Origin of the sequence: Streptomyces sp. NPDC056161, from assembly GCF_042268025.1 — a bacterium.
Taxonomy (GTDB): domain Bacteria; phylum Actinomycetota; class Actinomycetes; order Streptomycetales; family Streptomycetaceae; genus Streptomyces.
Genome location: NZ_JBHJUV010000012.1, coordinates 1 through 25663, shown reverse-complemented (window position 1 = coordinate 25663; position 25663 = coordinate 1). Strand labels below are relative to the sequence as shown.

27 protein-coding genes are annotated in these 25663 nt (G+C 72.4%); 16 read left to right on the top strand and 11 right to left on the bottom strand.

All coding sequences use genetic code 11. From position 1 onward, the window contains the following. Nucleotides 1-42 precede the first annotated feature (42 nt). The 3 genes from ACFC09_RS13375 to ACFC09_RS13365 all read right to left on the bottom strand — a co-directional run bounded on the left by ACFC09_RS13375 (nt 43) and on the right by ACFC09_RS13365 (nt 2463). Nucleotides 43-978: a M56 family metallopeptidase gene (locus tag ACFC09_RS13375; RefSeq protein ID WP_376526883.1), complete on the bottom strand. Its 936-nt coding sequence runs from the start codon at nt 976-978 to the stop codon at nt 43-45. A 164-nt stretch (nt 979-1142) separates the two neighbouring features. Further along, nucleotides 1143-1688: a DUF5134 domain-containing protein gene (locus ACFC09_RS13370; RefSeq protein WP_376526881.1), complete on the bottom strand. Its 546-nt coding sequence runs from the start codon at nt 1686-1688 to the stop codon at nt 1143-1145. 382 nt (nt 1689-2070) lie between these two features. After that, nucleotides 2071-2463, bottom strand: coding sequence for a VOC family protein (locus ACFC09_RS13365; protein WP_376526879.1), 393 nt, complete (start codon nt 2461-2463; stop codon nt 2071-2073). A 71-nt stretch (nt 2464-2534) separates the two neighbouring features. Here ACFC09_RS13365 and ACFC09_RS13360 point away from each other — a divergent pair, with 71 nt between their 5' ends. Beyond that, nucleotides 2535-3074: a GNAT family N-acetyltransferase gene (locus ACFC09_RS13360; RefSeq protein WP_376526876.1), complete on the top strand. Its 540-nt coding sequence runs from the start codon at nt 2535-2537 to the stop codon at nt 3072-3074. Nucleotides 3075-3077: 3 nt separating this feature from the next. Here the strand turns inward: ACFC09_RS13360 and ACFC09_RS13355 are convergent, their stop codons facing one another. Next, on the bottom strand, nt 3078-3761 hold the full coding sequence (locus ACFC09_RS13355; protein ID WP_376526874.1) for a glycerophosphodiester phosphodiesterase: 684 nt from the start codon (nt 3759-3761) through the stop codon (nt 3078-3080). 418 nt (nt 3762-4179) lie between these two features. Between ACFC09_RS13355 and ACFC09_RS13350 the strand changes: the two genes are divergently transcribed. From ACFC09_RS13350 to ACFC09_RS13330, 5 genes are all read left to right on the top strand, one after another. Next, the gene (locus ACFC09_RS13350; RefSeq protein ID WP_376526871.1) at nt 4180-5577 is read left to right on the top strand and encodes a DUF6421 family protein; all 1398 of its coding nucleotides are present in this window, start codon (nt 4180-4182) and stop codon (nt 5575-5577) included. A 41-nt stretch (nt 5578-5618) separates the two neighbouring features. Beyond that, nucleotides 5619-6371 (top strand): SDR family NAD(P)-dependent oxidoreductase, encoded by a 753-nt coding sequence (locus tag ACFC09_RS13345; RefSeq protein WP_376526868.1) that lies wholly within the window; start codon nt 5619-5621, stop codon nt 6369-6371. Further along, the gene (locus ACFC09_RS13340) at nt 6368-7447 is read left to right on the top strand and encodes a threonine aldolase family protein (RefSeq protein WP_376526865.1); all 1080 of its coding nucleotides are present in this window, start codon (nt 6368-6370) and stop codon (nt 7445-7447) included. The genes ACFC09_RS13345 and ACFC09_RS13340 overlap by 4 nt, the downstream gene beginning before the upstream one ends. A 117-nt stretch (nt 7448-7564) precedes the next feature. Beyond that, nucleotides 7565-8137: a transglutaminase domain-containing protein gene (locus ACFC09_RS13335; protein WP_376526862.1), complete on the top strand. Its 573-nt coding sequence runs from the start codon at nt 7565-7567 to the stop codon at nt 8135-8137. A gap of 10 nt (nt 8138-8147) precedes the next feature. Continuing rightward, nucleotides 8148-8864 (top strand): B3/4 domain-containing protein, encoded by a 717-nt coding sequence (locus tag ACFC09_RS13330; protein ID WP_376526858.1) that lies wholly within the window; start codon nt 8148-8150, stop codon nt 8862-8864. Between the two features lie 96 nt (nt 8865-8960). Here the strand turns inward: ACFC09_RS13330 and ACFC09_RS13325 are convergent, their stop codons facing one another. Continuing rightward, nucleotides 8961-9686: a lysophospholipid acyltransferase family protein gene (locus ACFC09_RS13325; protein ID WP_376526855.1), complete on the bottom strand. Its 726-nt coding sequence runs from the start codon at nt 9684-9686 to the stop codon at nt 8961-8963. 405 nt (nt 9687-10091) lie between these two features. Here ACFC09_RS13325 and ACFC09_RS13320 point away from each other — a divergent pair, with 405 nt between their 5' ends. The 4 genes from ACFC09_RS13320 (at nt 10092) to ACFC09_RS13305 (ending at nt 13217) form a co-directional block, all read left to right on the top strand. Continuing rightward, nucleotides 10092-10478 (top strand): thioredoxin family protein, encoded by a 387-nt coding sequence (locus tag ACFC09_RS13320; RefSeq protein ID WP_376527142.1) that lies wholly within the window; start codon nt 10092-10094, stop codon nt 10476-10478. A gap of 208 nt (nt 10479-10686) precedes the next feature. Beyond that, nucleotides 10687-11196, top strand: coding sequence for a flavin reductase family protein (locus ACFC09_RS13315; RefSeq protein WP_376526852.1), 510 nt, complete (start codon nt 10687-10689; stop codon nt 11194-11196). Nucleotides 11197-11414: 218 nt separating this feature from the next. Continuing rightward, nucleotides 11415-12203, top strand: a complete 789-nt coding sequence (locus ACFC09_RS13310; RefSeq protein WP_376526849.1) for an electron transfer flavoprotein subunit beta/FixA family protein — start codon at nt 11415-11417, stop codon at nt 12201-12203. Between the two features lie 51 nt (nt 12204-12254). Continuing rightward, a complete protein-coding gene (locus tag ACFC09_RS13305) occupies nt 12255-13217 on the top strand; it encodes an electron transfer flavoprotein subunit alpha/FixB family protein (protein WP_376526846.1) in 963 nt (320 codons plus the stop codon). 68 nt (nt 13218-13285) lie between these two features. On the opposite strand, the gene ACFC09_RS13300 is transcribed toward ACFC09_RS13305, so the two are convergent. Then, a complete protein-coding gene (locus tag ACFC09_RS13300) occupies nt 13286-14191 on the bottom strand; it encodes an endonuclease/exonuclease/phosphatase family protein (protein WP_376526844.1) in 906 nt (301 codons plus the stop codon). 209 nt (nt 14192-14400) lie between these two features. On the opposite strand from ACFC09_RS13300, the gene ACFC09_RS13295 reads away from it, so the two are divergent. Then, on the top strand, nt 14401-15705 hold the full coding sequence (locus ACFC09_RS13295; RefSeq protein WP_376526841.1) for a DUF6986 family protein: 1305 nt from the start codon (nt 14401-14403) through the stop codon (nt 15703-15705). A gap of 156 nt (nt 15706-15861) precedes the next feature. On the opposite strand, the gene ACFC09_RS13290 is transcribed toward ACFC09_RS13295, so the two are convergent. Together ACFC09_RS13290 and ACFC09_RS13285 are read right to left on the bottom strand one after the other, a co-directional pair. Beyond that, entirely contained in the window at nt 15862-16623 is a 762-nt protein-coding gene (locus tag ACFC09_RS13290) for a hypothetical protein (protein ID WP_376526838.1), read from the bottom strand. 6 nt (nt 16624-16629) lie between these two features. After that, complete coding sequence (locus ACFC09_RS13285; RefSeq protein WP_376526835.1) at nt 16630-17691, bottom strand: LacI family DNA-binding transcriptional regulator; 1062 nt, start codon at nt 17689-17691, stop codon at nt 16630-16632. 203 nt (nt 17692-17894) lie between these two features. Between ACFC09_RS13285 and ACFC09_RS13280 the strand changes: the two genes are divergently transcribed. Beyond that, nucleotides 17895-18848, top strand: coding sequence for an ROK family protein (locus ACFC09_RS13280; RefSeq protein ID WP_376526832.1), 954 nt, complete (start codon nt 17895-17897; stop codon nt 18846-18848). Nucleotides 18849-18896: 48 nt separating this feature from the next. On the opposite strand, the gene ACFC09_RS13275 is transcribed toward ACFC09_RS13280, so the two are convergent. Next, the gene (locus tag ACFC09_RS13275; protein ID WP_376526830.1) at nt 18897-20972 is read right to left on the bottom strand and encodes an NPCBM/NEW2 domain-containing protein; all 2076 of its coding nucleotides are present in this window, start codon (nt 20970-20972) and stop codon (nt 18897-18899) included. A gap of 472 nt (nt 20973-21444) precedes the next feature. Here ACFC09_RS13275 and ACFC09_RS13270 point away from each other — a divergent pair, with 472 nt between their 5' ends. Both ACFC09_RS13270 and ACFC09_RS13265 read left to right on the top strand, forming a co-directional pair. Next, nucleotides 21445-21771 (top strand): DUF6191 domain-containing protein, encoded by a 327-nt coding sequence (locus ACFC09_RS13270; RefSeq protein WP_376526827.1) that lies wholly within the window; start codon nt 21445-21447, stop codon nt 21769-21771. A 7-nt stretch (nt 21772-21778) separates the two neighbouring features. Continuing rightward, nucleotides 21779-21970, top strand: a complete 192-nt coding sequence (locus tag ACFC09_RS13265; protein ID WP_376526824.1) for a hypothetical protein — start codon at nt 21779-21781, stop codon at nt 21968-21970. 67 nt (nt 21971-22037) lie between these two features. On the opposite strand, the gene ACFC09_RS13260 is transcribed toward ACFC09_RS13265, so the two are convergent. Together ACFC09_RS13260 and ACFC09_RS13255 are read right to left on the bottom strand one after the other, a co-directional pair. Next, the gene (locus ACFC09_RS13260; RefSeq protein WP_376526821.1) at nt 22038-23297 is read right to left on the bottom strand and encodes an RNA polymerase sigma factor; all 1260 of its coding nucleotides are present in this window, start codon (nt 23295-23297) and stop codon (nt 22038-22040) included. After that, nucleotides 23294-23665, bottom strand: a complete 372-nt coding sequence (locus ACFC09_RS13255; protein WP_376526818.1) for a YciI family protein — start codon at nt 23663-23665, stop codon at nt 23294-23296. Before ACFC09_RS13255 ends, ACFC09_RS13260 begins: the two co-directional genes overlap by 4 nt. Nucleotides 23666-23883: 218 nt before the next feature. Between ACFC09_RS13255 and ACFC09_RS13250 the strand changes: the two genes are divergently transcribed. Then, nucleotides 23884-24018 (top strand): hypothetical protein, encoded by a 135-nt coding sequence (locus tag ACFC09_RS13250; RefSeq protein WP_376526816.1) that lies wholly within the window; start codon nt 23884-23886, stop codon nt 24016-24018. A 46-nt stretch (nt 24019-24064) separates the two neighbouring features. Beyond that, nucleotides 24065-25105, top strand: coding sequence for an NUDIX domain-containing protein (locus ACFC09_RS13245; protein ID WP_376526813.1), 1041 nt, complete (start codon nt 24065-24067; stop codon nt 25103-25105). Nucleotides 25106-25663 lie beyond the last annotated feature (558 nt).

The following is a 25663-nucleotide window of genomic DNA, read 5'->3' as shown; positions in this document are numbered from 1 at the left end:
GCCGATCATCGCGGATGCGCGCAGCGGGCGGGCGGCACGGGGTCAGCTGAGCGCCCGCAGCCCCGGCAGCAGCGCGACCAGTACCGGAATCGCGGGCACCAGCGCCGCCGCGGCCGTCAGCCGCAGACGGCGCATCGCGGTCAGCCGGTCCGGTGGCGCCAGCAACCGGTGCACGCGCTGCGGGACATGGGCCAGCGGAGCGGGTCCGGGGCCGAACACGCCGCGGTCCTCGTTGAGTTCGACGAGGGCCAGCGCGGTGGTGAGCCGGCCGAAGCGACGGGAGGCCACGTCGTCGGCGGCCAGTTCGACCAGCCGGTGCATCTCGTCACGGAACGCGCCGAACACCGGCACCTGCGGGAACCCGTCGGCCAGCGCGGCCGAGCAGTGCAGCAGCCAGTGGTGCCGGGCCTGCGCGTGCCCCTGTTCGTGGGCCAGCAGGGCGTCCAACTGCTGCCCCTTCAGACGGCGCAACGCGGCCGTGGTGACGACGAGCTGGGAGGTCGGGCCGGGCAGCCACCAGGCGTCGGGCCGCTCGCCCTCCAGGACCACGAGCCGGCCGGCCGCCGGCTCCTCACCGGGCAGCAGCGGGGCGCGCACCAGGAGTTCGGCCCGTCGCCTGCGCCGCCGTGTCCGGGCCCGTGCCACCTCGCGGACCAGCATCGCCGCGCTCCACAGGCCCGCCCCGGCCAGGGCCACGGCGGTCGTGGCCGGCCAGGGACCGGCCGTGCCGAACGGGTACGCGTCGACGACCGCACGCGGCGCCGAGGCGAAGACGTGCCCGTGCACCGCCTGCCAGGCGGCCGCCGCGCTGAGTGTCATCGACAGCGCGCAGCAGAGCAGCACCCCCGCGACCACGCACTGCCACATCCACAGGGCGACCACCGGTTCCCGGTCCGGCCAGTCCGCCCGCGCGAGCAGCCTCGGGGCGACGACGGCGGTCAGGGCGCCGAGCAGCAACAGTGCCGCGGGGACCATCATGGTCAGCACCCTATGAGCGGGCACCCTCCAGGGGTACGGTCGGTCGCGGCAAAGTGACGCAGACAACGTCCGTGACCCGCGCGGCACCCGGGCCCCGGGTCACAGCGCGAGCAGCATCGCGACCATCGACGATCCGGACCTCATGGAGGTCCCGGGCCGCCCCGTCACAGCGCGAGCAGCATCGCGACCATCCCGATGCCCATGGACAGCCGGCAGGCCAGCGCCAGCTCCGGCCGGTCGCTCCAGCCGGGCCCGCCGCCCGCCGCTGCGGCGACCGGGGCCAGCCGGACGCCCGCCAGCAGCACGTACCCGGTGAAGTAGAGGAGCAGCGCCCCGGTCACCAGGGGGATCCCGGCGCCGCCGTGCGCGTGGTGCGGCGCGCCCGGGGAGAGGGCCATCGCGGCCGCCATGTAGACCATCGCCGCGGTGCCCACCACATGGTGCAGATGGTGCGGTCTGCCCCGCGCCACCCACAGGGCGTGCAGCCCGGCCGCGCCGAACACGGCCGCGTACAGCGGCCACGCCCAGGACGGAGGGGTGTACACCGTGGCGGGCACGGCCATGGCCGCCATGCCGAAGCCCATGAGCGCCTCGCCGCCCGCAGAGCGCCGCTGTTCCGCCACGACGCTGCGCATCCGCACCAGGCAGTAGGCGCCGGTGACCGCGCACAGCGCGACCAGCAGCCAGCCGGGTGAAGCCGGTCCGTGCACGCGCGCCTCCCGGTTTCCCCGTCACCAGTTCCCCGTTGCCCGTTCCGCGCTCCATGGGGCCTCACTGGTTGCGATGCCCGGGACATGAGGCGCGCACGCGAGCGCAAGGATGTACACGGGGAGCACTCGGTGGAGCACAGTCGGTGAGGTGCGTCTTTTCCGGGACGGCCGCCGGGGCCGTCCGGGGGTCGGGGCGAGCCGCCGGCGGCGCCTGGCAGCGGGCCGTGCTCGCCGAGCGGTTCGGCGCCGTACGCCCACCGTGCGCCCGGCGTTCCTCGACCGGGACCGCACGCCGTGGCCGCATGCCGTGGCCGCATGCCGTGGCCGCATGCTTCCGGCCGGTGGACCCGGGCGGCCGGGGCAAACGTTGCCTGCCGAGGCACTAGATCCCCGGCCGGTACCGCAGCGGATGGTCGGCCGGTACCTCGACCAGGGCGATTCCGATGCCGTCCGGGTCGGTGATCCACATCTCGATCAGCCCCCACGGCTCCCGCACCGGCGGACGCGCGATCTCGACGCCCTTCGCGCGCAGCTCCGCGTGTGCCGCCTCCGCGTCCTCGACCTGGAGCCACAGTTGCGGGGCCGCGGACGGCGAGGTCCGGGACCGGCCGGAGACCTCCAGGAAGCCGCCGCCGAGGAAGTAGACCGTCCCGCGCTCGGGCCCGGTGCCGAACTCGCGGTAGACGGGGAGACCGAGCTGTTCGCCGTAGAAGACCCTGGAGCGTTCGGGGTCGGTGGGCCGCAGAAGCGTCCGGCTGCTGAGTACATGCACCATGCGCCAGCACCCTAATGGCAGGGTTACCCTCGTCCGTGCCGAGCCGCGCCTCAGATCGGAGACACCTGCCCATGGACACCGCCACCGCCGGACTCGTCTTCCGCGACGCCACCGACGCCGATGTGGACACGCTGGTCGCGCTGGTCGAATCGGCGTACCGCGGGGACAGCAGCCGGGTCGGCTGGACCACCGAGGCCGACATCCTTCAAGGGCAGCGGACCGATCCGGAGGGCGTGCTGGAGGTGATCAAGTCGCCCGACAGCAAGCTGCTGACGGTGTGGCGGCAGGAGCAGGTGGTCGCCTGCTGCCAGCTGGAGCACCGCGGTGACCACGCCTACTTCGGCATGTTCGCGGTCAGCCCCGTGCTCCAGGGCGCGGGTGTCGGCAAGCTGCTCATCGCGGAGGCGGAGCGGCGGGCCCGCGAGACCTGGGCCGTCACCGAGATGCACATGACAGTGATCTCCGTGCGGGCGGACCTCATCGCCTGGTACGAGCGGCGCGGCTACCGCCGTACGGGACGGATGACGCCGTTCCCGTACGGCGACGAGCGCTTCGGCATCCCGCAGCGCGACGACCTCCAGTTCGAGCTGCTGGTCAAGGAACTCGGCTGACCGTCACGCCGTGAACCGGCCGGTCCGCTTGATCTGCGGGTAGTCGGTCGTCGCGCCGTCCAGCTCCAGGGCCCGCACCAGCCGCAGGTGCTCCTGCGTGTTCACCACCCAGCCGATGATCCTCAGGTCCGCCCTGCGGGCGTGCTCGACGACCTCCAGCGTGAGCCGCCGGATGTCGAGGCAGAGGGTCGCGGCACCGGCCGTGACGGCGCGTTCCACGACGTCCGTGCCGTAGCGGCCGGCGACGAGCGCGGTGCGCACGCCCGGCACCAGCCGCGCGATCTCGGTGATCGCCTCGTCGTGGAACGAGGACACCTCGACCCGGGAGACCAGGTCCCGGCGCGTCATCACCTCGGCCAGCGCGCGGGCCGCCGCCACATCCTTGATCTCGGCCTGCAACGGCGCCTTCACGGCGTCCAGCACCTCCTCGAAGACCGGAACCCGCTCGCCGCGGCCCGCGTCGAGCGCGCGCAGTTCGGCGAGGGTCTTCTCGGCGATCGGGCCGGTGCCGTCGGTCGTGCGGTCCACCTCCGCGTCGTGCATGACGACGAGGGCACCGTCCTTGCTCAGGTGCAGATCGAGTTCGATGACATCGAGGCCGGCCTGCTGGGCGGCGACGAAGGAACGGAGGGTGTTCTCGGGCTCGACGCCCATGACTCCGCGGTGACCGATGGTAAGGAGGTTCAAGGTTCGACTCGCTTTCCGTCGACGGCGGCTCGGCACACGCGCGGACCGGACGGACCCCATCGTCCACGCGGCGGAATCGCAGCCTAACCGCCGCATGGGCCGTTGAACCCGCGCGTACACGGGGGATTGGGGTGACGGGCGGGGCGGTTCCGCGCCCGTACCGCCGGTTGGCGGTCACCCCGGCGTGGGCGAGTCCCCCACGGGGTTGACCGGCCGGATCCGCACCCTGCCCGACACGCTCCGTCGACCCGGCATCCGCCCGCTGTGAAGGCGAAGTGAGCGTCGTCTTGGTTGACGACAGGAAAAACAGCGGTGACTGTGCGGTGCGGCAGGATAATTTCCCGAGGGCCCCCTTGCTAGGGGAAAGGCTGGATGCATACGGTGTCCTTACGCGAGGTTCTCCCGTGGAGGATGGAAGATGACGGAAATTCTTGTGCAAGTGGGTGCGGAGGGGAAGGTTCCTCCGGTGGCCAGGGTGATCGAGCACCCGGCGTGGCCCGTGCTCAAGGATGCCGTGGAAGAGATCCGGCCATGGCAGTCCAAGGACGGGTCGATCGACTTCGACGCGCAGGACGCGCCGGACCGGACCGAGGCCGAGCAGGTCGTCGACCGGATGATCGACGCCGTCGGGCGGCTGGCCCCGCTGCTGCCGCACGACGCGGCCTATCACCGGGCGCTCGCCCAGGACCTGCGCCGCTGGGCCGACGACGGCTTCCGGGTCCCCGACTTCCTCGACTCGCTGCTCGCCTTCCAGCCCGCGGCGCAGCGCGCGGACGGCCTCCAGCACCTGGTCGTCTTCCCGATGTACACGCAGAACGGCAACCCGGACCGCAATCTGGAGGCGGTCGTGCTGCGCATGGTCTGGCCCGACTGGCTGGCCGAACTGGAGCGCACCCGCTACGACAACCCGCTGTTCTGCGGCATCACCTTCGAGGACTTCACGGCGGGCTACGACACCAACTCGGCCGTGCTCTTCCCCGAGACCATCGCCGTGCGGGAAGCGCCGGAACGATTCTCCTGGGGTGGCATCTTCTGCGACCGCGAGGCCGCCCGCTTCCGCCGGGTGACCGCCGCGGCCGTCGACGTGCTGGGCCTTGAGCTGCCCGATGACGTCGCCGCGCTGGTGGGTGACCAGAAGCGCTGCGAGGCGGCCTTCGTGCTGTGGGACATGGTGCACGACCGCACCCACAGCCACGGCGACCTGCCGTTCGACCCGTTCATGATCAAGCAGCGGCAGCCGTTCTGGATGTACGGCCTCGAAGAACTGCGCTGCGACCTCACCGCCTTCAAGGAGGCCGTGAAGCTCGCGGCCGACGGCGTGCCGCAGGCCCGGGACGTGCAGTACGCGGTCCTGTTCGACCGCATGTTCCGCTTTCCGGTCACCGGCGAGCGCGTGCGCAACTACGACGGGCTCGGCGGTCAGCTCCTCTTCGCCTATCTGCACCGGCACGATGTCGTCCGCTGGACCGACAACAGGCTCTCCATCGACTGGGAGCGGGCTCCGCAGGTCACCAACCAGCTGTGCGCCGAGATCGAGAAGCTCTACCGCGACGGCATCGACCGCCCCAAGCTGGTCCACTGGTTCGCCGGCTACGAACTCGTCGCCACCTACCTCGCCCCGCACCCGGGCTCCAGGTGGGCCAAGGGCCCGGACGCCCTCGATCTGAGCCAGCCGCCGCGCAAGCTCGTGGACGATGTGCTTCCGGACGAGTTTCCGCTGAGCATGTTCTATGAGGCACTGTCCAAGAAACTCAAGAAGGTGATCGCCTCCACTCGGGGCATCACGGCGGACAGCGCCGAGCGGGTCGCCGCGTGAGCGGCCGTACGACAGACGCTCGGCAGGCTCAGGAGGCGACGATGGGGAACGGGAACGGGGCACTGAGCGGGGCGGTCATCGCGGTGGCGGGCGCGGGCGGACCCGCCGGCCGGGCGACGCTGCGCAGGCTCGCCGAGGCCGGGGCGACGGTGGTCGGCGCGGACAACGATCCGCAACGGCTGTTCGAGGCCGTGGACGCGGCCCGCTACGCCTCCGGTGGCGCCACCGTCACCGGGGACACGGTGGACCTGCTCGACCTGCGGTCCACTCGCGAGTGGGCCACCCACATCGAGAAGGACTTCGGCCGGATCGACGGACTCGTGCACCTGGTCGGCGGCTGGCGGGGCAGCGAGACCTTCACCAAGACCAGCCTCGACGACTGGGACTTCCTCGAACTGCTGCTCATCCGCACGGTGCAGCACACCACCCTCGCCTTCCACGAGGCGTTGCAGCGCAGCGAGCGCGGCCGGTACGTGCTGATCAGCGCCGCCGGTGCGAGCAGGCCCACCGCGGGCAACGCGGCCTACGCCGCCGCCAAGGCCGCCGCCGAGGCATGGACGCTGGCCCTGGCCGACTACTTCCGCAAGGCCGGGGGCCCCGAGGGGCCGACCTCGGCGGCTGCGATCCTGGTGGTGAAGGCACTGGTGCACGACGCGATGCGCGCCGACCGCCCCAACGCGAAGTTCGCGGGCTTCACGGACGTCGGGGACCTCGCCGAGGCCATCGCCGAGGTCTGGAGCAAGCCCGCCGCAGAAGTGAACGGACACCATCTGTGGCTGACCGAGAAGCCATGAACCCGCCCAGGACCGACGCCCGCCGCCATCACGACCCGCAGGTCCGGGGTTTCGCCAGCGACAACTACGCCGGAGCCCACCCCGAGGTGCTCGCCGCCCTGGCCCTGGCCAACGGCGGCCACCAGGTCGCCTACGGCGAGGACGCCTACACCGAGCACCTCCAGCGGATCGTCCGCAGTCACTTCGGGGCCACGGCCCAGGCGTTCCCGGTCTTCAACGGCACCGGCGCGAACGTGGTCGCCCTCCAGGCGGTCACCGACCGCTGGGGCTCGGTGATCTGCGCCGAGAGCGCGCACATCAACACGGACGAAGGCGGCGCCCCCGAGCGGATGGCGGGGCTCAAGCTGCTCACCGTGCCCACGCCGGACGGCAAGCTCACGCCGGAGCTGATCGACCGGCAGGCGTACGGCTGGGAGGACGAGCACCGGGCGACGCCGCAGGTGGTCTCGATCAGCCAGAGCACGGAACTGGGCACCGTCTACACGCCCGGCGAGATCCGCGCGATCTGCGAGCACGCCCATGCGCACGGCATGACGGTGCACGTGGACGGCTCCCGGCTGGGCAACGCGGCGGCCTCCCTGGACATGCCCATGCGGTCCTTCACCAACGCCGTCGGCGTCGACATCCTCTCCCTGGGCGGGACGAAGAACGGCGCGTTGTTCGGCGAGGCGGTCGTCGTCGTCAACCAGGACGCCGTGCGCCGTATGAAGCACATCCGCAAGATGTCCATGCAGTTGGCCTCCAAGATGCGGTTCGTCTCGGTGCAGTTGGAGGCACTGCTGGCCAAGGACCTGTGGCTGCGCAACGCGCGGCACGCCAACGAGATGGCCCAGCGGCTCGCCGAGGGCGTGCGCGCGGTGCACGGCGTGGAGATCTGTTACCCGGTGCAGGCCAACGGTGTCTTCGCCCGGCTCCCGCACGACGTGGGCGAGCGGTTGCAGAAGCGGTTCCGGTTCTACTTCTGGGACGAGGCGGCGGGCGTGGTGCGCTGGATGTGCGCCTTCGACACCACCGAGGAGGACGTGGACGCGTTCGTGGCGGCGGTCAAGGAGGAGATGGCGCACGCGCACCGGTAGGCAGTGGGCCGCGGCGCCAGGCCCCTGGCACAGAGGCCACATCGCATAGTGCATAGATATGCGGTCACCTGAAAAGTCATTGACTGTTGGGTGATCGCATTCCTATGCTCTACGGGCATGGAGCTGATCCAGAACACCCCTGACCTGTCCGCCTATCTGGCCGCGGACGAGGCCATCGACCATGGTCACCCGGTGGTGCGCGAGACGGCCGCCCGGCTGGCGGCGAAGGTCGCGGACTCGTATGCCTATGCGCGAGCCGCCTTCGAGTTCGTCCGGGACGCCGTTCCGCACTCGCAGGACTCCGGGGACCCGCGGGTCACCTGGCGCGCCTCCGACGTGCTCGCGCTGCGGACCGGCATCTGCTACGCGAAGGCCCACGCGCTGGCCGCGCTGCTGCGGGCCGAGGACATCCCCACGGCGTTGTGCTACCAGAAGCTCGACGTGGTGCACGGACTGGTCGCCGTCCGGTTCAACGGGGCGTGGCACCGGCAGGATCCGCGGGGCAACAAGCCCGGTGTCGACGCGCGGTTCTCCCTGGACGGCGAGCGGCTGGCCTGGACGCCCGACCCGGAGTCCAATGAGGTGGACTATCCGGTCCTGTATGCTGCACCTCACCCGGCCGTGCTGCGTGCCCTGCGGGCCGCCCAGGACCGGCCCGGCCTCTGGAAGACGCTCCCCACCGCACTCTGAGGTGAGACACATGCCCCGCACCCTCACCGTGTCCGACGAGGTGCGTGCCCTCGCACCCGGCTTCACCCATGTCGTGATCGAGGCGCACGGCCTCAGGGGCGGGCCCAGCACCGAGGCGAGTTCGGCGCTGCTCGACGACGCCACCCGCAGGCTCGCCGCCCGCCTGGCCGGGCGCGCCCCGCACGAGGACCCGCACATGGCGGCCTGGCGCGAGGTGTACACGGCGTTCGGCGCCAAGCCGTCCCGCACCCGCAACTCGGCGGAGGCGCTGGCGAAGCGAGCCCTGTCGGAGTCCGGGCTGCCCCGGATCAATCTCCTCGTCGACGTCTACAACGCCGTCAGCGTCGCCCGTCTGCTCCCCGTCGGCGGCGAGGACGCCGACCGCGTCGAGGGCGCCATGCGGCTCGTGCGCGCCACGGGCGACGAGGACTTCGTGACCGTCGCCGGCGGCGAGGAGACCGTCGAGCACCCCGCCCCGGGCGAAGTGGTGTGGCGCGACGACACGGGCGTGACGTGCCGCCGCTGGAACTGGCGCCAGGGCCCGCGCACCCGGCTCACCGAGGCGACGGCCTCCGGTGTCTTCCTGCTGGAGGGCCTGGCCCCGATGCCGGCCGCCGACGTCGAACGGGCCGCGGCCGAACTCGCCGAACTGCTGGAGAAGTTCAGCCCCGGCGCCCGGATCTCCGTCGGCGCCCCCGAGCCCGCCGACGGCCGAGCACACGGATGACCGGCGCGTCCCGGCGGCCGGCCGGTACGACGCGCGGCCGGCGCGACCGCGCCGCGGAAGCCGCTCCGGCACTCCGCGGCGGCGCGGCGGCGGGCGTCAGTGTGCCTCGGCGGCGCGCAACTCCTCCTGCGTCGGGGCCGTGCCGCCCAGATGGGCCGGCAGCCACCAGTAGTCGTGGGCGCCCTTGGGGCCTCCCGGGTAGGCGCGCTGGGCGGAGTCCAGGAGGTCCTGGACCCGCCCGCGCAGCCGGCGGGTGATCGCGCCGGCGTACTGGTCACGAGGGGCTTCGACGGTCTCGCCCACCCGGACGGTGACCGGGAGGTGGCTGCGTCTGAAGTTGCGCGGGTGGCCCTTGGTCCACAGCCGCTGCGTCCCCCACACGGCCATCGGGACCAGCGGGACGCCCGCCTCCTGGGCGAGCCGCGCGGCACCCGACTTGAAGCTCTTGAGCGTGAAGGACTGCGAGATGGTGGCCTCCGGGAACACCCCGACGACCTCGCCGGAGCGCAGCGAGTCCAGCGCGTGCGCGTACGCCGCCTCGCCCTGTCCGCGGTCCACCGGGATGTGCTTCATCCCGCGCATCAGCGGCCCGGAGACCCGGTGGCGGAAGACGGACTCCTTCGCCATGAAACGCACGAGCCGCTTCTGCGGCAGTGCCGCCAGCCCGTTGAAGATGAAGTCCAGGTAACTGATGTGATTGCTCACCAGGACGGCGCCGCCCGAGCGCGGGATGTTCTCCGAACCCTTGCAGTCGATCCTGAGGTCCCAGACCTTGAACATCGTCTTGGCGAAACCGATGACGGGACGGTAGACCAGCTCCATGGGCGGGGCGGACCCTTCCTGCTCAGCCTGGGAAGGCACTCCCGGCGGACAAGTTACGCAGCCGTAGGTTTACGGCGCATCGCAGATCGTGCCCGAAGAACGGACGGGGAGCCAGCCTTGGCACCCCGACGCGGCGAGATACTCGTCACGTCGGCCCAGCGGTCGCACCGGCCCGTCACGTTCCCTTCCGCCCGGCACGCGCACCGGCCGCCGCGGCAGCCGGGACGACTCGCCCCCGGGCAGTGGGCGAACGCCGCGTTCGAGAAGGCGGCGGCGAGCGCGGAGCGGGTGGCCGCGAGCCCCGGCCGGCCCGGGCCCGGCAGCGTTCCGCGGTGGAAACAGGTGCGGGTACCGGGAATCTTTGCGGTGGCGCGAGTGCTCCTGTTGAGAAGGACCGGGCCGGCGGTGCGCGCCGCGGCGCGCGGCCAAGGAGTGCCGCACCGGCGGCGGAGCGGGAGGACACGGGTGCGCGGACAGGACGAGGGCAGGCGGCTCGGGGCGGCCGAGCTGGGCGGCGAACTCGGGGCGCGGGCCACGCTCGTACAGTTCTCCACCGCCTTCTGCGCGCCCTGCCGGGCGACCCGGCGGGTCCTCGGCGAGGTGGCCGGCCTGGTCCCCGGGGTCGCCCATGTGGAGATCGACGCCGAGGCCCGGCTGGACCTCGTGAGGGAACTCGGTATCCGCGCAACCCCCACCGTGCTGGTCCTGGACGCGGTCGGCCGCGTGGTGCGGCGGGCCGCGGGACAACCGCGCAAGGCAGATGTCATCGCGGCGCTGGGGGAGGCGGTGTGATGACGCTGCCCGTGACGGCGAGACAGCTCCCGGATGCCGGAACGTACTTGACTGCGCACACCACCTATCGTCAATCTGACCCCATGCCCAAGGATCTCCTTCTCTTCGGACGGGCCCACGTCGACCTGTCCCGTACCGCGAGTGCGCGCTGTCCGGGCCGTTGAGCAGCAACGGAACCGCTCTCCACCTCTCCGAGAAGGACACCTCCATGACGGCCACGCCCGGTCTCGGCACTTCCCGGCCCGCCTCCACCGACCTGCTGCGTTCCACCTTCCGACGGCACGCCGCGGGGGTCGCGGTGATCACCGCCCGCGGCACCCTGGGGCCGGTGGGCTTCACCGCCACCTCCCTCACCTCCGTGTCGGCCGAGCCCCCGCTGCTCTCCTTCGGCATCGGCGTCGGCGCCTCCAGTTGGCCCGCGATGTCCGAGGCCGACCATGTCGGCGTCCACATACTCGGCGAGCACCAGCGCGAGCTGGCCGCGACCTTCGCCCGCAGCGGCGCCGACCGGTTCGGTGCGCCCACCGCCTGGCGCGAGGGGCCGGAAGGCGTACCGGTGCTCGGCGGAGTGCTCGCCTGGCTGGTGTGCCGGGTCGTCGGGCGGGTCCCGGCCGGCGACCACTGCATCGTGCTCGCCGAGGTCGTCCTCGGCGACCCCGCCGGCGCGGGCCGCCCCCTCCTCTACCACGAGGGCGGCTTCGGCGCGCTGAGGGACTGAGCACGCTCCCGCCCTTCTGCGAAGCTGTCGGGTTCCGGTTACGCTGCGTTGCGCAGGTCACAGTTCAAAGCGCTTGCTCAGCGGGAATGAACTGGGTGTACTGGTGAGTAATATTCAGTTCGGAGCGCGTGGCCGACCCGACCGGGATCGGCCGCCGCAGGCGCCTATGCTGCCTGGAAGAGGCAGACCGGAACAGACGAAGCAGTAGGAGAGCCGGCGTGAGCTTGAGGATCGTTGTCACTGTGAAGTACGTGCCCGACGCCACTGGCGACCGGCACTTCGCCGATGACCTGACCGTCGACCGGGACGACGTGGACGGTCTGCTCTCCGAACTGGACGAATACGCGGTCGAGCAGGCGCTGCAGATCTCCGAGAACTCCGATGACGACGTTGAGATCACCGTCCTGACGGTGGGCCCGGAGGACGCCAAGGACGCGCTGCGCAAGGCGCTGTCCATGGGCGCGGACAAGGCGATCCACGTCGAGGACGACGACCTGCACGGCACCGACGCCATCGGCACCTCCCTGGTGCTGGCGAAGGCGATCGAGAAGGCCGGGTACGACCTGGTGGTCTCCGGCATGGCCTCCACCGACGGCACCGGTGGCATCGTCCCGGCCCTGCTCGCCGAGCGCCTGGGCGTCCCGCAGCTCACCCTCCTGTCGGAGGTCGCGGTCGAGGGCGGCACGGTCACGGGCCGCCGCGACGGCGACGCCGCCTCCGAGCAGTTGGAGGCCCGGCTTCCGGCGGTCGTGTCGGTCACCGACCAGTCGGGTGAGGCCCGCTACCCGTCCTTCAAGGGGATCATGGCGGCCAAGAAGAAGCCGGTCGAGTCCTGGGACCTGTCCGACCTGGAGATCGAGGCCGAGGAGGTCGGCCTGGCGGGCGCCTGGTCGAAGGTCGACTCCGCGGCCGCGCGCCCGGCCCGTACGGCGGGCACGATCGTCAAGGACGAGGGCGAGGGCGGCAAGCAGCTCGCCGAGTTCCTCGCGGGCCAGAAGTTCATCTGAGCCCGCAACCGCCGACCGCCCCTCAACTTTCGTACGCAGGAGAGCAATCCCATGGCTGAAGTCCTCGTCTACGTCGACCACGTGGACGGTGTCGTCCGCAAGCCCACCCTGGAGCTGCTGACCCTGGCCCGCCGGCTCGGCGAGCCGGTCGCCGTCGCCCTCGGCGCGGGCGCCGCCGGCACCGCCGCCACGCTCGCCGAGCACGGCGCGGTGAAGGTCCTCACGCACGACGCCGCCGAGTACACCGACTACCTGGTCGTGCCCAAGGTCGACGCGCTGCAGGCGGCCCACGAGGCCGTGTCCCCGGCCGCCGTCCTGGTCCCGTCCTCCGCGGAGGGCAAGGAGATCGCCGCCCGGCTGGCGCTGCGCATCGGCTCGGGCGTCATCACCGACGCCGTCGACCTGGAGGCCGGTGGCGAGGGCCCGGTGGCCACCCAGTCGGTGTTCGCCGCGTCCTTCACCACCAAGTCCCGCGTCGCCAAGGGCACTCCGGTCATCACGGTCAAGCCGAACAGCGCGGCCGTGGAGGCGGCGTCCGCGGCCGGCACGGTCGAGGCCCTGGACGTGACCTTCTCGGCGCAGGCGACCGGCACCAAGGTGACGGGCCGCACGGCGCGCGAGTCGACGGGCCGTCCCGAACTGACGGAGGCCGCGATCGTGGTCTCCGGCGGACGCGGTGTCAACGGCGCGGAGAACTTCGCGATCATCGAGGGACTGGCCGACTCGCTGGGCGCCGCGGTGGGTGCCTCGCGCGCCGCGGTGGACGCGGGCTGGTACCCGCACACCAACCAGGTGGGCCAGACCGGCAAGTCGGTCTCCCCGCAGCTCTACATCGCCTCCGGCATCTCGGGCGCGATCCAGCACCGGGCCGGCATGCAGACCTCGAAGACCATCGTGGCGATCAACAAGGACCCGGAGGCCCCGATCTTCGACCTGGTCGACTACGGCGTCGTCGGCGACCTCTTCAACGTCGTCCCGCAGCTCACCGAGGAGATCAAGGCCCGCAAGGGCTGATCCCCGCCGGCCGTACGGGGCCCCGCGACCGAGTGCCGGTCGCGGGGCCCCGGTTCGTTCCGACGCGCTCAGCCCAGGGTGAGCAAGGCCCGCACCGGCAGGTGGTCGCTCGGGAACTGCCCGTCGGCGGAGAAGGTGTCGATCACCGCCCGCCGCGTGGTCACCCCCGGGGTGGTCAGGATCCAGTCGATGCGGTCGCCGTCCGGTGTCAGCGGCCTGTAGCCGTGGAAGGTGCCGTACAGCGGGCCGCGCTCGCCCGCGGTGTCCCAGGTGTCGGCAAGACCGGCGGCCAGCAGCGTGTCGTAGACCGGATTATGGTGGGCGGGGACGTTGAAGTCGCCGGTCACCACGAGCGGCAGCGAGCCGTCGAGGCTCCGGACGCGCTCGGCGACCAGCGCGGCGGAGCGCTCGCGCGCGGACTGGCTCGCATGGTCGAAATGCGTGTTGAGGAGGTGGAACTCCTGGCCGTCCGCGTGCCGGTCCCGGAAGCGCACCCAGGTGACCATGCGGGGGAGTGAGGCGCCCCAGGTGTTCGAGCCGATCACGTCCGGGGTGTCGGACAGCCAGAAGTGGTCGTACTCGGTCGGGGTGAGGCGCTGGGTGTCGTAGAAGACGGCCATGAACTCGTCATGGCTGCCGTGCAGGCGGCCGGTGCCGATCCAGTCGTAGCGCGGCCCCAGGTCGGAGGCGATGTCCAGCAACTGCGGGAAGAGGCCCTCCTGAGTGCCGATGACGTGCGGGGCCGCGCGATGCAGCAGGGCGTGCAGCACCGGCCGGCGGACCGCCCAGCTGTTCGGCTCGGTGGTGCTCGCGAAGCGCAGGTTGAAGGACATGACCTCCAGCCCGCGACTCGGCTCCGGCGCCGCGGGGGCGGCCGAGGCGGACGGTGCTGTACTGGTGAGGGGCAGGGCTGCCGCCGCGGACAGGGCGGCCTTGAGGCCCAGACGGCGCGTGACTCGGCTGTGGTTCGGCACAGGGGCTCCTTCGGTCGTGACGGCCGGACGAGTCGGTGGGCGGACTACGCGTGACACTGCCCTACCGGATGGGCGTGAACATGGCGACATGGCCGAGTGGCTGCCCGCGGACACGGTGTTGACCATCCGGAAGGCGCCCGGATACCTTCATTCAACGGATTGTTGATTCCGCAGGGCGGAAGATCAGGCGGACAGTGGAGGATGTGGCGATGGGCCAGGGCCGGCAGGAGAAGGTCTCGACGAGCCTCGCGGCCGCCGTCAGCGAGGACATCGGCGCGGCCCTCGCCCCCGTCGACGCCGAACTGGAGCGCCGCTACCCGGGAGACCCCGGCACCCGCCAGCCCGTCCACACCGTCTACGTCCCCGGCGACCTGTTCGCCGCCGACACCATCCGCACCTGGGGCGAGCAGGCCCTTGCGGCACTCGACGAACACGCCCCCGACGCGGACTCCTTCGCCGCCGTCCTCGGCCTCGCCGACGAACTGGCCGGGCCCGTGTACGACCGGGTGCGCGACAAACTGGAGCGCGAGCCCGTGGAAGACCTCCGGGTCGACTTCGAGGACGGCTACGGACTGCGTCCGGACGCCGAGGAGGACGAGACGGCCGCGCGCGCGGCCCGGCTGATCGCCGAGGCGTACGCGCGGGGCACCGCGGCACCGTACATGGGCATCCGCATGAAGTGCCTGGAAGCGGCGGTGCGCGAGCGCGGCATCCGCACCCTCGACATCTTCCTGACCGGCCTGACGGAGGCAGGGGGCCTGCCGGAGGGGCTGGTCCTCACGCTGCCCAAGGTGACCTACGCCGAACAGGTCACCGCCATGGTGCGGTTGCTCGACGCCTTCGAGAAGGCACGAGGTCTCGCGCCCGGCCGGATCGGCTTCGAGATCCAGATCGAGACCAGCCAGTCCATCCTGGCCGACGACGGCACCGCGACGGTCGCCCGGATGATCCGGGCCGCCGAGGGGCGCGCCACCGGACTGCACTACGGCACCTTCGACTACAGCGCCTGCCTCGGTGTCTCCGCCGCCCACCAGGCCAGTGACCACCCCGCCGCCGACCACGCCAAGGCGGTCATGCAGGTCGCGGCCGCGGGTACGGGCGTACGGCTCTCGGACGGCTCGACCAACGTGCTCCCGGTCGGCCCGGCCGAACAGGTGCACGCCGCCTGGCGACTGCACTACGGACTCACCCGGCGCGCGCTGGCCCGCGCCTACTACCAGGGCTGGGACATGCACCCCGGCCACCTGCCCACCCGCTACGCCGCCGTGTTCGCCTTCTACCGCGAGGGCTTCGCACCGGCCGCGGACCGTCTGGCCCGGTACGCCAACCGGACCGGCGGCGACATCATGGACGAGCCCGCCACCGCCAAGGCCCTCGGCGGCTACCTGCTGCGCGGCCTGGACTGCGGCGCCCTCGACCTCGCGGAGGTCACGAGGCGCACCGGTCTGACCCGCTCGGACCTGGAGGGCTTCGCCGCGCCAAGGCGCGGCGACCTCACCGCGTCGGCCGGGTAACGGCCCCGGCGCGCGCGGCGCGCCGCGGCTCCCGACTCCGCGGGGATCCCATGGACGAGATCCGGCGGCGACCACGCGACACGGTGTCCGGGGCGAGGAACGTCCACTTCAAGGGCGGTGCCGCCCACGGACCGGCCCCGGGCCGCCGGTCCGCTCCTAGGACCGCCGCGCGTCGGCGTACCGCTCAAGGCCGGACGCCGTCGCCCAGCCCCGTTGCGCGAACAGCTCCGTGCCGCGGTCGCACAGCCCCGCCTCGGCCCGCGCCCGCGCGCAGAACTCCTCGGGCGTGCCCCCGAACAGCTCGCGCAGCTCGGCGGATGCCCGTAGCAGCCCCGCGAGCAGCGGCCGTTGGCCCGGATGGTGCCGAGGCGCTCCGTCCCCGTCGCGCAGGACGCCGTGCCGGTTGACGTACGCGTACGCTCCCGCGAGCGCCGTACCGTCGGCCAGTTCGATCCGCACGTCGGGCGCGGGCAGCCAGACCCGGGCGTAGTTCCCGGTGGGCAGCGGCACGCCCTCGCTGGCGTCGACCACCGCGAGCTGCCGTGCGTCGAGCCAGGTCACGAACAGCTCCCGCACCGCCGCGGGCGCGCGGAACGGTGAGGCGGAGACGTACCCCATGCGGCTCACGTGCGCGGAGACGCCGACCCCGAGGCCCGTCACCCGGGCCTTCACCATGGGGATGCCGGAGGTGACCGAGAACTCGGCGGACTCGGCCATCTTGTGCCGCAACTGGCCGGGGCAGGCGTTGGAGCCGACCGCGAGGACCGGAACCCGGTCCGGGTGCACCAGGCGGTCGACCGGCAGCATCCGGTCCCCGCACAGGATTCCGGAGTCCGCGGGCCAGGCACCCGGATAACTCAGGGGATGGTCCCGCGGCGCCTCGGCGAGACCCAGTTCCTCCAGGGTCCGTCCGGTCATCGGCGCTCAGCCCGCCGGCGGCAGCTCGCCCGAGCCACGGGTGATCAGCCGGGTCGGCAGCTCGATGCGCTCCGGGGTGACGAGGCTGCCGTCCAACTGCCGGAAGAGGCGTTCGGCGGCGGTGCGGCCGAGGGCCGCCGAGTCCTGGGCTACGACCGTCACACCCGGCCGGAGCAGGTCGGCGAGTTCGATGTCGTCGAAACCGACCAGGGCGACGGGCCGGGTGTGCTCGGCCAGGACCCGGATCACCGTCACCGTCACCCGGTTGTTGCCCGTGAAGATCGCGGTGACCGGGGAGTCCGCGGCCAGCATGTCCACCGCGGCCCGGCGCACCCGCTCCGGATCGGTGGCGCCCAGGGACATCCAGCCGTCCTCGACCTCTGTCCCGGCGTCCTCCATGGCCGCCCGGTAGCCGCGCAACCGCTCGGCCGCGGTGTGGATGCGGGGCATGTCACCGATGAACCCGATGCGGCGGTGCCCATGGGCGATCAGATGGGCCACACCGTCGCGGGCGCCGCCGAAGTTGTCGGACAGCACGACATCGGCGTCGATCTTCCCGGCCGGACGGTCCACGAACACGGTCGCGACGCCCGCCCTGATCTCCGGCTCCAGATAGCGGTGGTCGCCTCCCGCGGGGATGATCACCAGCCCGTCCACCCGCCGCGCGCACAGGGCCAGCGCCAGTTCCTGCTCGCGTTCCGGGTCCTCGGCGCTGGAACCGTTGATCAGCAGGGCGCCGTGGGCGCGGGCCACCTCCTCGACGGCGCGGCTGAGCGGACCGTAGAACGGGTCGGCCAGGTCCTCCAGGACCAGGCCGATGCTGGCGGTCCGCCCCTTGCGCAGCACCCGCGCGCTGTCGTTGCGCCGGAAGCCGAGCGCGTCGATGGCCTCCTGGACGCGGCGCTCGGTGTCAGGGGTGACCCCCGGCTCGCCGTTGACCACCCGGGAGACCGTCTTGAGCCCGACACCGGCCCGGGCCGCCACGTCCTTCATCGTCGGACGGTTGCCGTAGCGGGACCCGGAGTGGCGGTCAGCGAGCCGGTCGGCGCGGCGGGTGGTCTCTGGCACGATGCGGCGTCCTGTCCTGTCGTCCACGGGGTGGTGCGAAGGCCCATGGGGTCGTATGAGGATGTGGCGTCGAGCATAGAGCCTGGACAACGTTGTCAGATCCGGGGGAGACTGTCCACCGCAATCACCGGCCTGCGCCCGATGACGAGACCGGGCTGTCTCGCACTTCGTTTTCTCATGTTTGACGGGGAGATTCGACTCTGATGCACACCGACCTCGTGGCTGCGCTCGACATCGGCGGCACCAAAATCGCCGGCGCGCTGGTGGACGGCCACGGACGGATTCAGGTACGCGCCCAGCGTGCGACGCCCGCTCGGCAGGACGGCGAGACCGTCATGCGAGCCGTGACGGAGGTGCTCGGCGAACTCGCCGGATCGCCCCTGTGGTCACGCGCGGGCTCCATCGGGATCGGCAGCGCCGGTCCGGTGGACGCCTCCGCGGGCACGGTGAGCCCGGTGAACGTGCCCGGCTGGCGTGGCTTCCCGCTGGTGGAGCGGGTCCGGGCGGCGACCGGCGGCCTGCCGGTGGAGCTGATCGGCGACGGCGTGGCGATCACGGCCGCCGAACACTGGCAAGGAGCCGCCCGCGGCCACGACAACGCGCTGTGCATGGTGGTCTCGACCGGTGTCGGCGGCGGTCTCGTCCTGGGCGGCCAGCTGCATCCCGGGCCCACGGGCAACGCGGGGCACATCGGCCACATCAGCGTCGACCTCGACGGCGATCCGTGCCCGTGCGGCTCGCGCGGCTGCGTCGAGCGGATCGCCAGCGGCCCCAACATCGCCCGGCGCGCGCTGGAGGGCGGCTGGCAGCCGGGTCCCGACGGGGACGCCTCGGCGGCCGCGGTCGCGGCCGCCGCCCGCGCCGGGGACCCGGTCGCGGTGGCGTCCTTCGAGCGGGCCGCGCAGGCGCTGGCCGCCGCCATCGCGGCCACCGCGACCCTCGTCGAGATCGACATCGCGGTGATCGGCGGCGGCGTGGGCAAGGCGGGCGACATCCTCTTCGCGCCGCTGCGCAAGGCCCTCGGCGACTACGCGACCCTCTCCTTCGTCCAGCGGCTGACGGTGACCCCCGCGCAGATGGGCACGGACGCGGGTCTGGTGGGCGCCGCCGCGGCCGCGCTGGCGCGGAGGCCGGACGCGACCGCGGCGGGGGTCTGACACCGGTCGCCCGGTGCCGCCGCGACGTTCACCTGTCGATGGCCGGGCTCAGCAGCTGAGCCGTGCGTCCGCCCAGTCCGCGTGGTCCGAGTCGATGCCGTCGCCGCCGTCGGTGACGACGAGCCGGACCACCCGGGCGCCGGTCACGTCCGCGGTCAGCGGCTGGGCCGGCATCGCGTTGGTCAGCACTCCGGTGGCGGCGGCCTTCGTGCCGTCGGCCCAGATCTCGAAGGTGACGGTGCCGCTCGCGCCCTTCTCGTCGTCGACCCCGACGTCCGCGGTGACCGTCTCGCAGGCGCCGCCCGTGTAGTAGGCGACGGAGCTGTCGGCGTGCACGCCGAGCCCCTTGGCGTACGCCGTTCCGCCCAGGGTGAGGGTGCGGCCGTCGCCGGCCGCGCTCTCACCGTTGCTGGTGTCGCGTTCCACCGGGCCCCAGGCGTTGACGGCCTCCAGCCACGGCAGATCACCGAGGTACGACGTGCCGGACGGGGGCGGCACCGCGACGGACACCGTCAGGGGCAGCGTGCTGTCGACGGGCGTTCCCGACGGTGAGCGGTACGCGGCCTTCAGGGTCAGGCCGTACGACCCCGTCGGCGTGCCCGAAGGGGCGGTCACCCGCCAGCGGGTGCGCAGTGACCGGTCTGTCGCCAGGGACGCCGCCCGGGTGGCCGACGTCGGGGTGACGGTCCAGCCCTCGGGGCCGGTCAGGGTCACGGACACCTGCCGGGCCGGGGTGCGGCCGAGGTCGGTGACCGTGGTCGTCAGCTCGGCCGGGGTGCCCGCCTCCACGTACGGGCTGCCGTCCAGGCCGAGTTCGACCGCCGGCGGGTGCGCGGCCCAGTCGTGGTCGGCGAAGACCCGGACGAGGACCGTGCCGTGGGCCGGTACGGTCGCGGAGACGGTGCCCGCGGTGTTGTAGCTCCGGTGCTGCCACAGGTCGCGCAGGGTGTAGGCAGGGGCGTCCGGAAGGCCCGCGGCCCGCGCGGTCGTCGTGATGCGCTGGGCGGTGCCGGACTCGTTGAACAGGGCCACCGTGCGGCTGCCGTCCCGCATCTCCTTGGCGACGACCCAGCGTCCGCCCTCCGACGAGAGGACCGTGCCCTGCTTGCCCAGCGGGTCCTGGTCGACGGCGATGACCTCCTTGTTGTCCAGGATGTCGAAGGTCGACGGGGACGCCTTGCGCAGGTCGGTGCCGATGAGCAGCGGCGCCGCCATGACCGACCACATCGAGAAGTGCGAGCGGTACTCGGTGTCGGTCATGCCGCCGTTGCCGACCTCCAGCATGTCCGGGTCGTTCCAGCGGCCGGGCCCGGCGTACGGCGCGAGGGGCAGGTTCTGCTTCAGGATCGACAGCATCGAGCCCCAGCTGTCACTGATGTCCCCCGTCGTCCGCCACAGCTGGCCGAGGTCGCCCGCCCACTCCCAGGGCTTGTTCTGGCCCCATTCGCAGATGCTGTAGACGATGGGCCGCCCGGTCGCCCGCAGGGCGTCCCGCATGGTGGTGTAGCGCAGCTTGGCGTCCACACCCTGGTTGTTGCAGTTGTCGTACTTGAGGTAGTCCACGCCCCAGTCGGCGAACTGCTGGGCGTCGCTGTACTCGTGGCCGAGGGCGCCCGGGAACCCGGCGGGGTTGCACGTCTTCGTGCCGGCGCTGGTGTAGACACCGAGCTTCAGGCCCTTTTCGTGGACGTAGTCGGCGACGGCCTTGATCCCACCGGGGAACCGGACCGGGTCGGGGACCAGCTTGCCGTCCGCGTCCCGGCTCGGCAGGGCCCAGCAGTCGTCGAGGTTGACGTACTGGTACCCGGCGTCCTTGAGGCCCTTCGCCACGAAGATGTCGGCGATGCCCTTGACCATCTCCTCATCGAAGTCGGCGCGGCAGTGCGTGGAGTTCCAGTTGTTGAAGCCCATCGGCGGGGTGAGGGCCAGGCCGTCGGCGGGCGCGGACGTCCGGGACGGCCCGGCCGGGGCGGGCGCCGCGGCGGCGGGGGCCACGGGCTGATCCGCCGGGGCCGCCGCGGCGGCGGGGGCGGCGAGGCCGGCCGAGGACAGCAGTCCTGCGGCGAGGACCCCGACCGCTCTTCGGCGGAGCGTGCGGGTCGTGCGGGTACGAGGGTGACGCATCATTACGTTCCTCCGACTCGCGAAAGATGGGATGACGTCATGTGCGCGTCATAACAGTGCGTTTACGGTAGGACGTGTCGGACTATGGTGGAAGAGAAGCGGTGGCGGCCGACCGATATCGCGCCAAACTCTCTGATGGGGCAGAGTATTTGCGAGGGATGTCGCACCACGCGTTCGGTTGTGTGGGATCACCTTCCAGCAGACCGACGGGTTCGCTCCTCACCCGACCGGTGCGCTCCGCCCGTCGATCCGTCGGGACATCGGATGTCCCGGGGTATCTATATCGCCGGTCATCGCCGGTCATCGCCGGTCATACGCTCTCCGGAACCTGCCCCCGACCCCATGTCGGCCGCCACTGCGACAGGCCGGGAGCGACGCACGCGGCCGGGAACACCCGGGTCCGGCCCCCGTCCCGACCGGAACCCCGGACCAGGCGGTTTCCCCGCTGACCACCACCCCCGATACTCGGTACATGCAGTTCGCCGTCCTCATGACCTTGCCGGGGCTCGTCATCCTGCTCACCGTGGTGGCCTTCGTCGACCAGTTGCTGCTGCGGGCCGGGCGCGCGGGCGTGCTGCCGTGGCGCAACGGAGCGAGAACCGGGCAGGTGTCGGCCACCGGGTTCGAGCAGTTGCACGGCACCCTGTCGCCGGGCAAGCAGCACGAGTTGCGGGAACGGCAGTCCGCACTGCTGCTCCGTGACGACGACGAGGACGGGGCGCCGCCGCACCGCAGCACGGTGGACCTGGAGGGGGGAACGGCCGTGATCCGCGTGACTCCGGGCGGCTCGCACAGTTGATAGGGGCATGAAGAAGCGCAGCATGCTCGCCCTCGCCTCCCTCGCCACCGGCTTCGTCGTGGCCGCGATCACCCCGTCGCACGGCGCGGACCACGCGGTCCTCGACGATCTGCACGTCTCGGACACCCTCGACACCGCCGACCACACCGTCAGCCAGGACGGCTTCGCCCCCGCCGACCACGTCCTGTTCGAGGAGTAGACCCCCGGCTCCGGCTCAGCCGCCCCGGTCGGGTGCCGGTGCGCGCACCGGCACCCGCGCAGATCCCTCAGCCGTGCCCGGTCTCCGGGCCACCCGAGCGCGGCACCTCCGGCGCGCGGCGCGCCACCCGTTCGGCCCGGGACTCCAGAAAGCGCTGCTCGGCGATGCTGGCGGTGGACTTGGCGGCACGCCGGTACAGCGCGTACGCCCCGGCCAGGTCCCCGTTCCTCTCCAGCAGGTGCGCCCGTACGGACAGCAGCCGGTGATGCCCCGCCATCCGCTGGTCGGCGTCCAGCGGGGACAGCAGGGCCAGCCCGGCCGGCGGGCCTTCGGCCTCGGCGAGCGCGACGGCCCGGTTGAGGGTGACCATCGGGTTGGGCGCGATCCGCTCCAGGATGAGGTAAAGGGCGTGCACCTGGCGCCAGTCGGTCTCCTCGGCCGTGGCCGCGTCGGCGTGCGTGGCGGCGATGGCGGCCTGCACCTGGTAAGGCCCCAGCGTCGGACCGGCCAGCGCCGCCTTGACCAACTCGGTGCCCTCCTCGATCAGCTCGCGGTCCCAGTTCCCGCGGTCCTGCTCGTCGAGCGGTACGAGATCCCCGGCCGCCGTCGTCCGCGCCCTGCTGCGGGCATGGGTCAGCAGCATCAGCGCGAGCAGCCCGGTCACCTCGTCGTCCGCGGGCAGTTGCGCGTGCACCGTCCTCGTCAGCCGGATCGCCTCGCGCGCGAGGTCGGCACGGTGCAGCGCACTGCCCGACGAGGCGGTGTAGCCCTCGTTGAAGATCAGGTAGAGGACGTGCAGGACGACCCGCAGCCGCTCCTCGCGCTCCGCGCCGTCCGGCAGCCCGAACGAGCTGCCCGCGGCCCTGATCCGCTGCTTGGCCCGGCTGATCCTGGCCGCCATGGTGGCCTCCGGCACCAGGAACGCGCGGGCGATCTCGGCCGTGGTCAGGCCGCCGACCGCGCGCAGCGTCAGCGCGGTCTGGGAGGCCGCGGTCAGCGCCGGATGGCAGCACAGGAACAGCAGGACGAGCGTGTCGTCGGTGTCCGGTACGTCCTCGGGCACCACCTCGGTGGCCGCCGCCGACTCCCGGGCGCGGCGCGCCCGGTCGCTGCGCGCCTGGTCGACGAGCCGCCGGGACGCGACAGTCAGCAGCCAGCCACGCGGGTTGTCCGGCACCCCCTCGGCCGGCCACTGCACGGCGGCGGCGAGGACCGCTTCCTGTACGGCGTCCTCGCATCCCTCGAACTGGCCGTACCGGCGTACCAGGGTGCCGAGGACCTGCGGCGTGAGTTCCCGCAGCAGGTCCTCGAAGTGCGCTGCCGTCATGCCTCCAATTGTCCGTCGGCGAACATGACCTGCCGCACCTCGACCCCCAGCCCCCCGATCGCGGCGTCCGGGATCTGCGCCGCCAGCTCGATCGCCCGCTCCTTGTTCTCGCAGTCGATCAGGTAGAAGCCGCCGAGATGCTCCTTGGCCTCCAGGAACGGTCCGTCGGTCACCACCGGTCGGCCCTCCCGCACCGAGACCACGGCGGCCTGCGACGGGTCGACCAGCGCCTGCGTGGTGATCAGCTCGCCGGACTCCTTCAGCGTCTCGATGAACTTGCCGTGGCCTGTGCCGATCGCTTCCTTCTCCGCTTCGGTCAGGGCGTCCAGCACGGCCGGGTTGATGTGCAGGCTGATCAGGAACTTCATCGCGTACTCCTCGTGGTTCGCGGGCCCTGGCGGGCCCCTTCGACCTCTTGGTCGGAGCCGGCGCCGCCGTCTTGACATCCCCTGTCCCGACCGTCGCACGAATTTCTCTCGTGTCTCTCTCGCGCGGGTGCGGGGAGACGGCCCCGGGCCGCGGGCCGGCGATGCCCTTTCCGGCGGCGGTGGCCGGGCAGGGGCACGGGCCTCCGGGTGTGGAGGGTATGTACAGCGACGTGACGGTCGTCATGGAGGCGCGGTTCGTGGAGTACCTTCGGGGCGTATGGGAGAAGGAAGAAGTGGGTGCGGGGTTTGTGGACGCCTCCTTTTCCCATGTTCGCTCCCAGGTGATCTCCTGAAGACGGCTCCGTCGCTGCTCAGCGGCCTTCCAGCTCTGGAGTATGAATGATCGTCTGGATCAACGGCGCGTTCGGTGCGGGGAAGACGGCCACCGCACGGGAATTGATCGACCTGATCCCGAACAGCACGCTCTTCGACCCCGAGGCCATCGGCGGAGCGCTCGCACACCTGCTGCCGCCCAAACGCCTCGCCGAGGTCGGCGACTTCCAGGACCTGCCGATCTGGCGCCGGCTGGTGATCGACACGGCGGCCGCCATGCTGGCCGAACTCGGCGGGACCCTCGTGGTCCCGATGACCCTGCTGCGCCAGGAGTACCGGGACGAGATCTTCGGTGGCCTCGCCGCCCGCCGGATAGCCGTACGGCATCTGTTGCTCGCCCCGGCCGAAACGATCCTGCGGGCGCGCATAGCCGGCCGGCACGTCCCGCCCGACCTGCCCGACGGCGAACTGCGGATGCGTCAGTGGGCGTACGACCACATCGAGCCGTACCGCGCCGCGCTCGCCTCCTGGCTCGCCGCCGACGCCCATCCCGTCGACACCAGCGCGCTCACCCCCTACGAGACGGCGGTCCGCATCGCCGATGCCGTGGCCGGCGGTGCCGTCGCCCCCTGCGACATCGTGCAGACGCCGGAACCCACCGCGGAGACGCTCGCGGCCGGGGTGCTGCTCTTCGACGATCAGGACCGCGTCCTGCTCGTCGACCCGACGTACAAACCGGGTTGGGAGTTCCCCGGCGGCGTCGTCGAGCCCGGCGAGGCACCCGCCCGCGCCGGAATGCGCGAGGTCACCGAGGAGACCGGGATACGGCTGGCCGAGGTACCGCGGCTGCTCGTCGTGGACTGGGAATCGCCCGTACCACCCGGCTACGGCGGGCTGCGCCTGCTGTTCGACGGCGGCCGGCTGGCGTCCGCGGAGGCCGGCTCGCTGCTGCTGCCCGGGCCCGAACTGCGCGCCTGGCGCTTCGTCACCGAGCAGGAGGCCGCCGAACTGCTGCCGCCCGTACGGTACGAGCGGCTGCGGTGGGCGCTGCGGGCGCGTGAGCGCGGTGCCGCGCTGTACCTGGAGGCCGGCGTCCCGCAGGGCTGAGCGCATGCGGTCCGTCCGCTGCCGGGCCGCGCCGCGGCGAGCGGCGGCCGGGATCCGGTGCGCGGCCGACGACACCGCCGTCGGACAGGCCGGTCACCCGGCCGGGGCACACCGGCCCCCCGCGGCAGGCGCCGCACGGCCTGCGCGCGGGGGTGGTTCCCGGTCCGCGAAGACCGGCGGCGGGCCGGCAGCCGTACCCCGGACCGCCGGTGCGTCCGTTCGGTGCGCCGGCACTCGGCGCCGCCCGGCGCGGAGAACTCGCCCGCCCCGCCCGCCTGGTTCTCGGGGAAGGCGGTCGGCACGATCCGCCGCACCGGCGACGGGCCCGGCCGAGCGCGGCGAGCACGGCGACGATCGCGCGACCGGAGCCGATCGCCTCGCCGGAGTCGACCTCCCGGCCGGAGTCGACCGCCCCGGCGTCGATCCGCGTGGCCGTGACGCCGTCGGCCCAGGAGGCAGACCTGGCCGACCGGGAAGCGCGGCAGGTGGAGGCGGGGCGGCAGCCCGATCACGTCCGTGCGCCGACCGCAGGGAGGGTCCCCGTCCGCTGACGGGGAC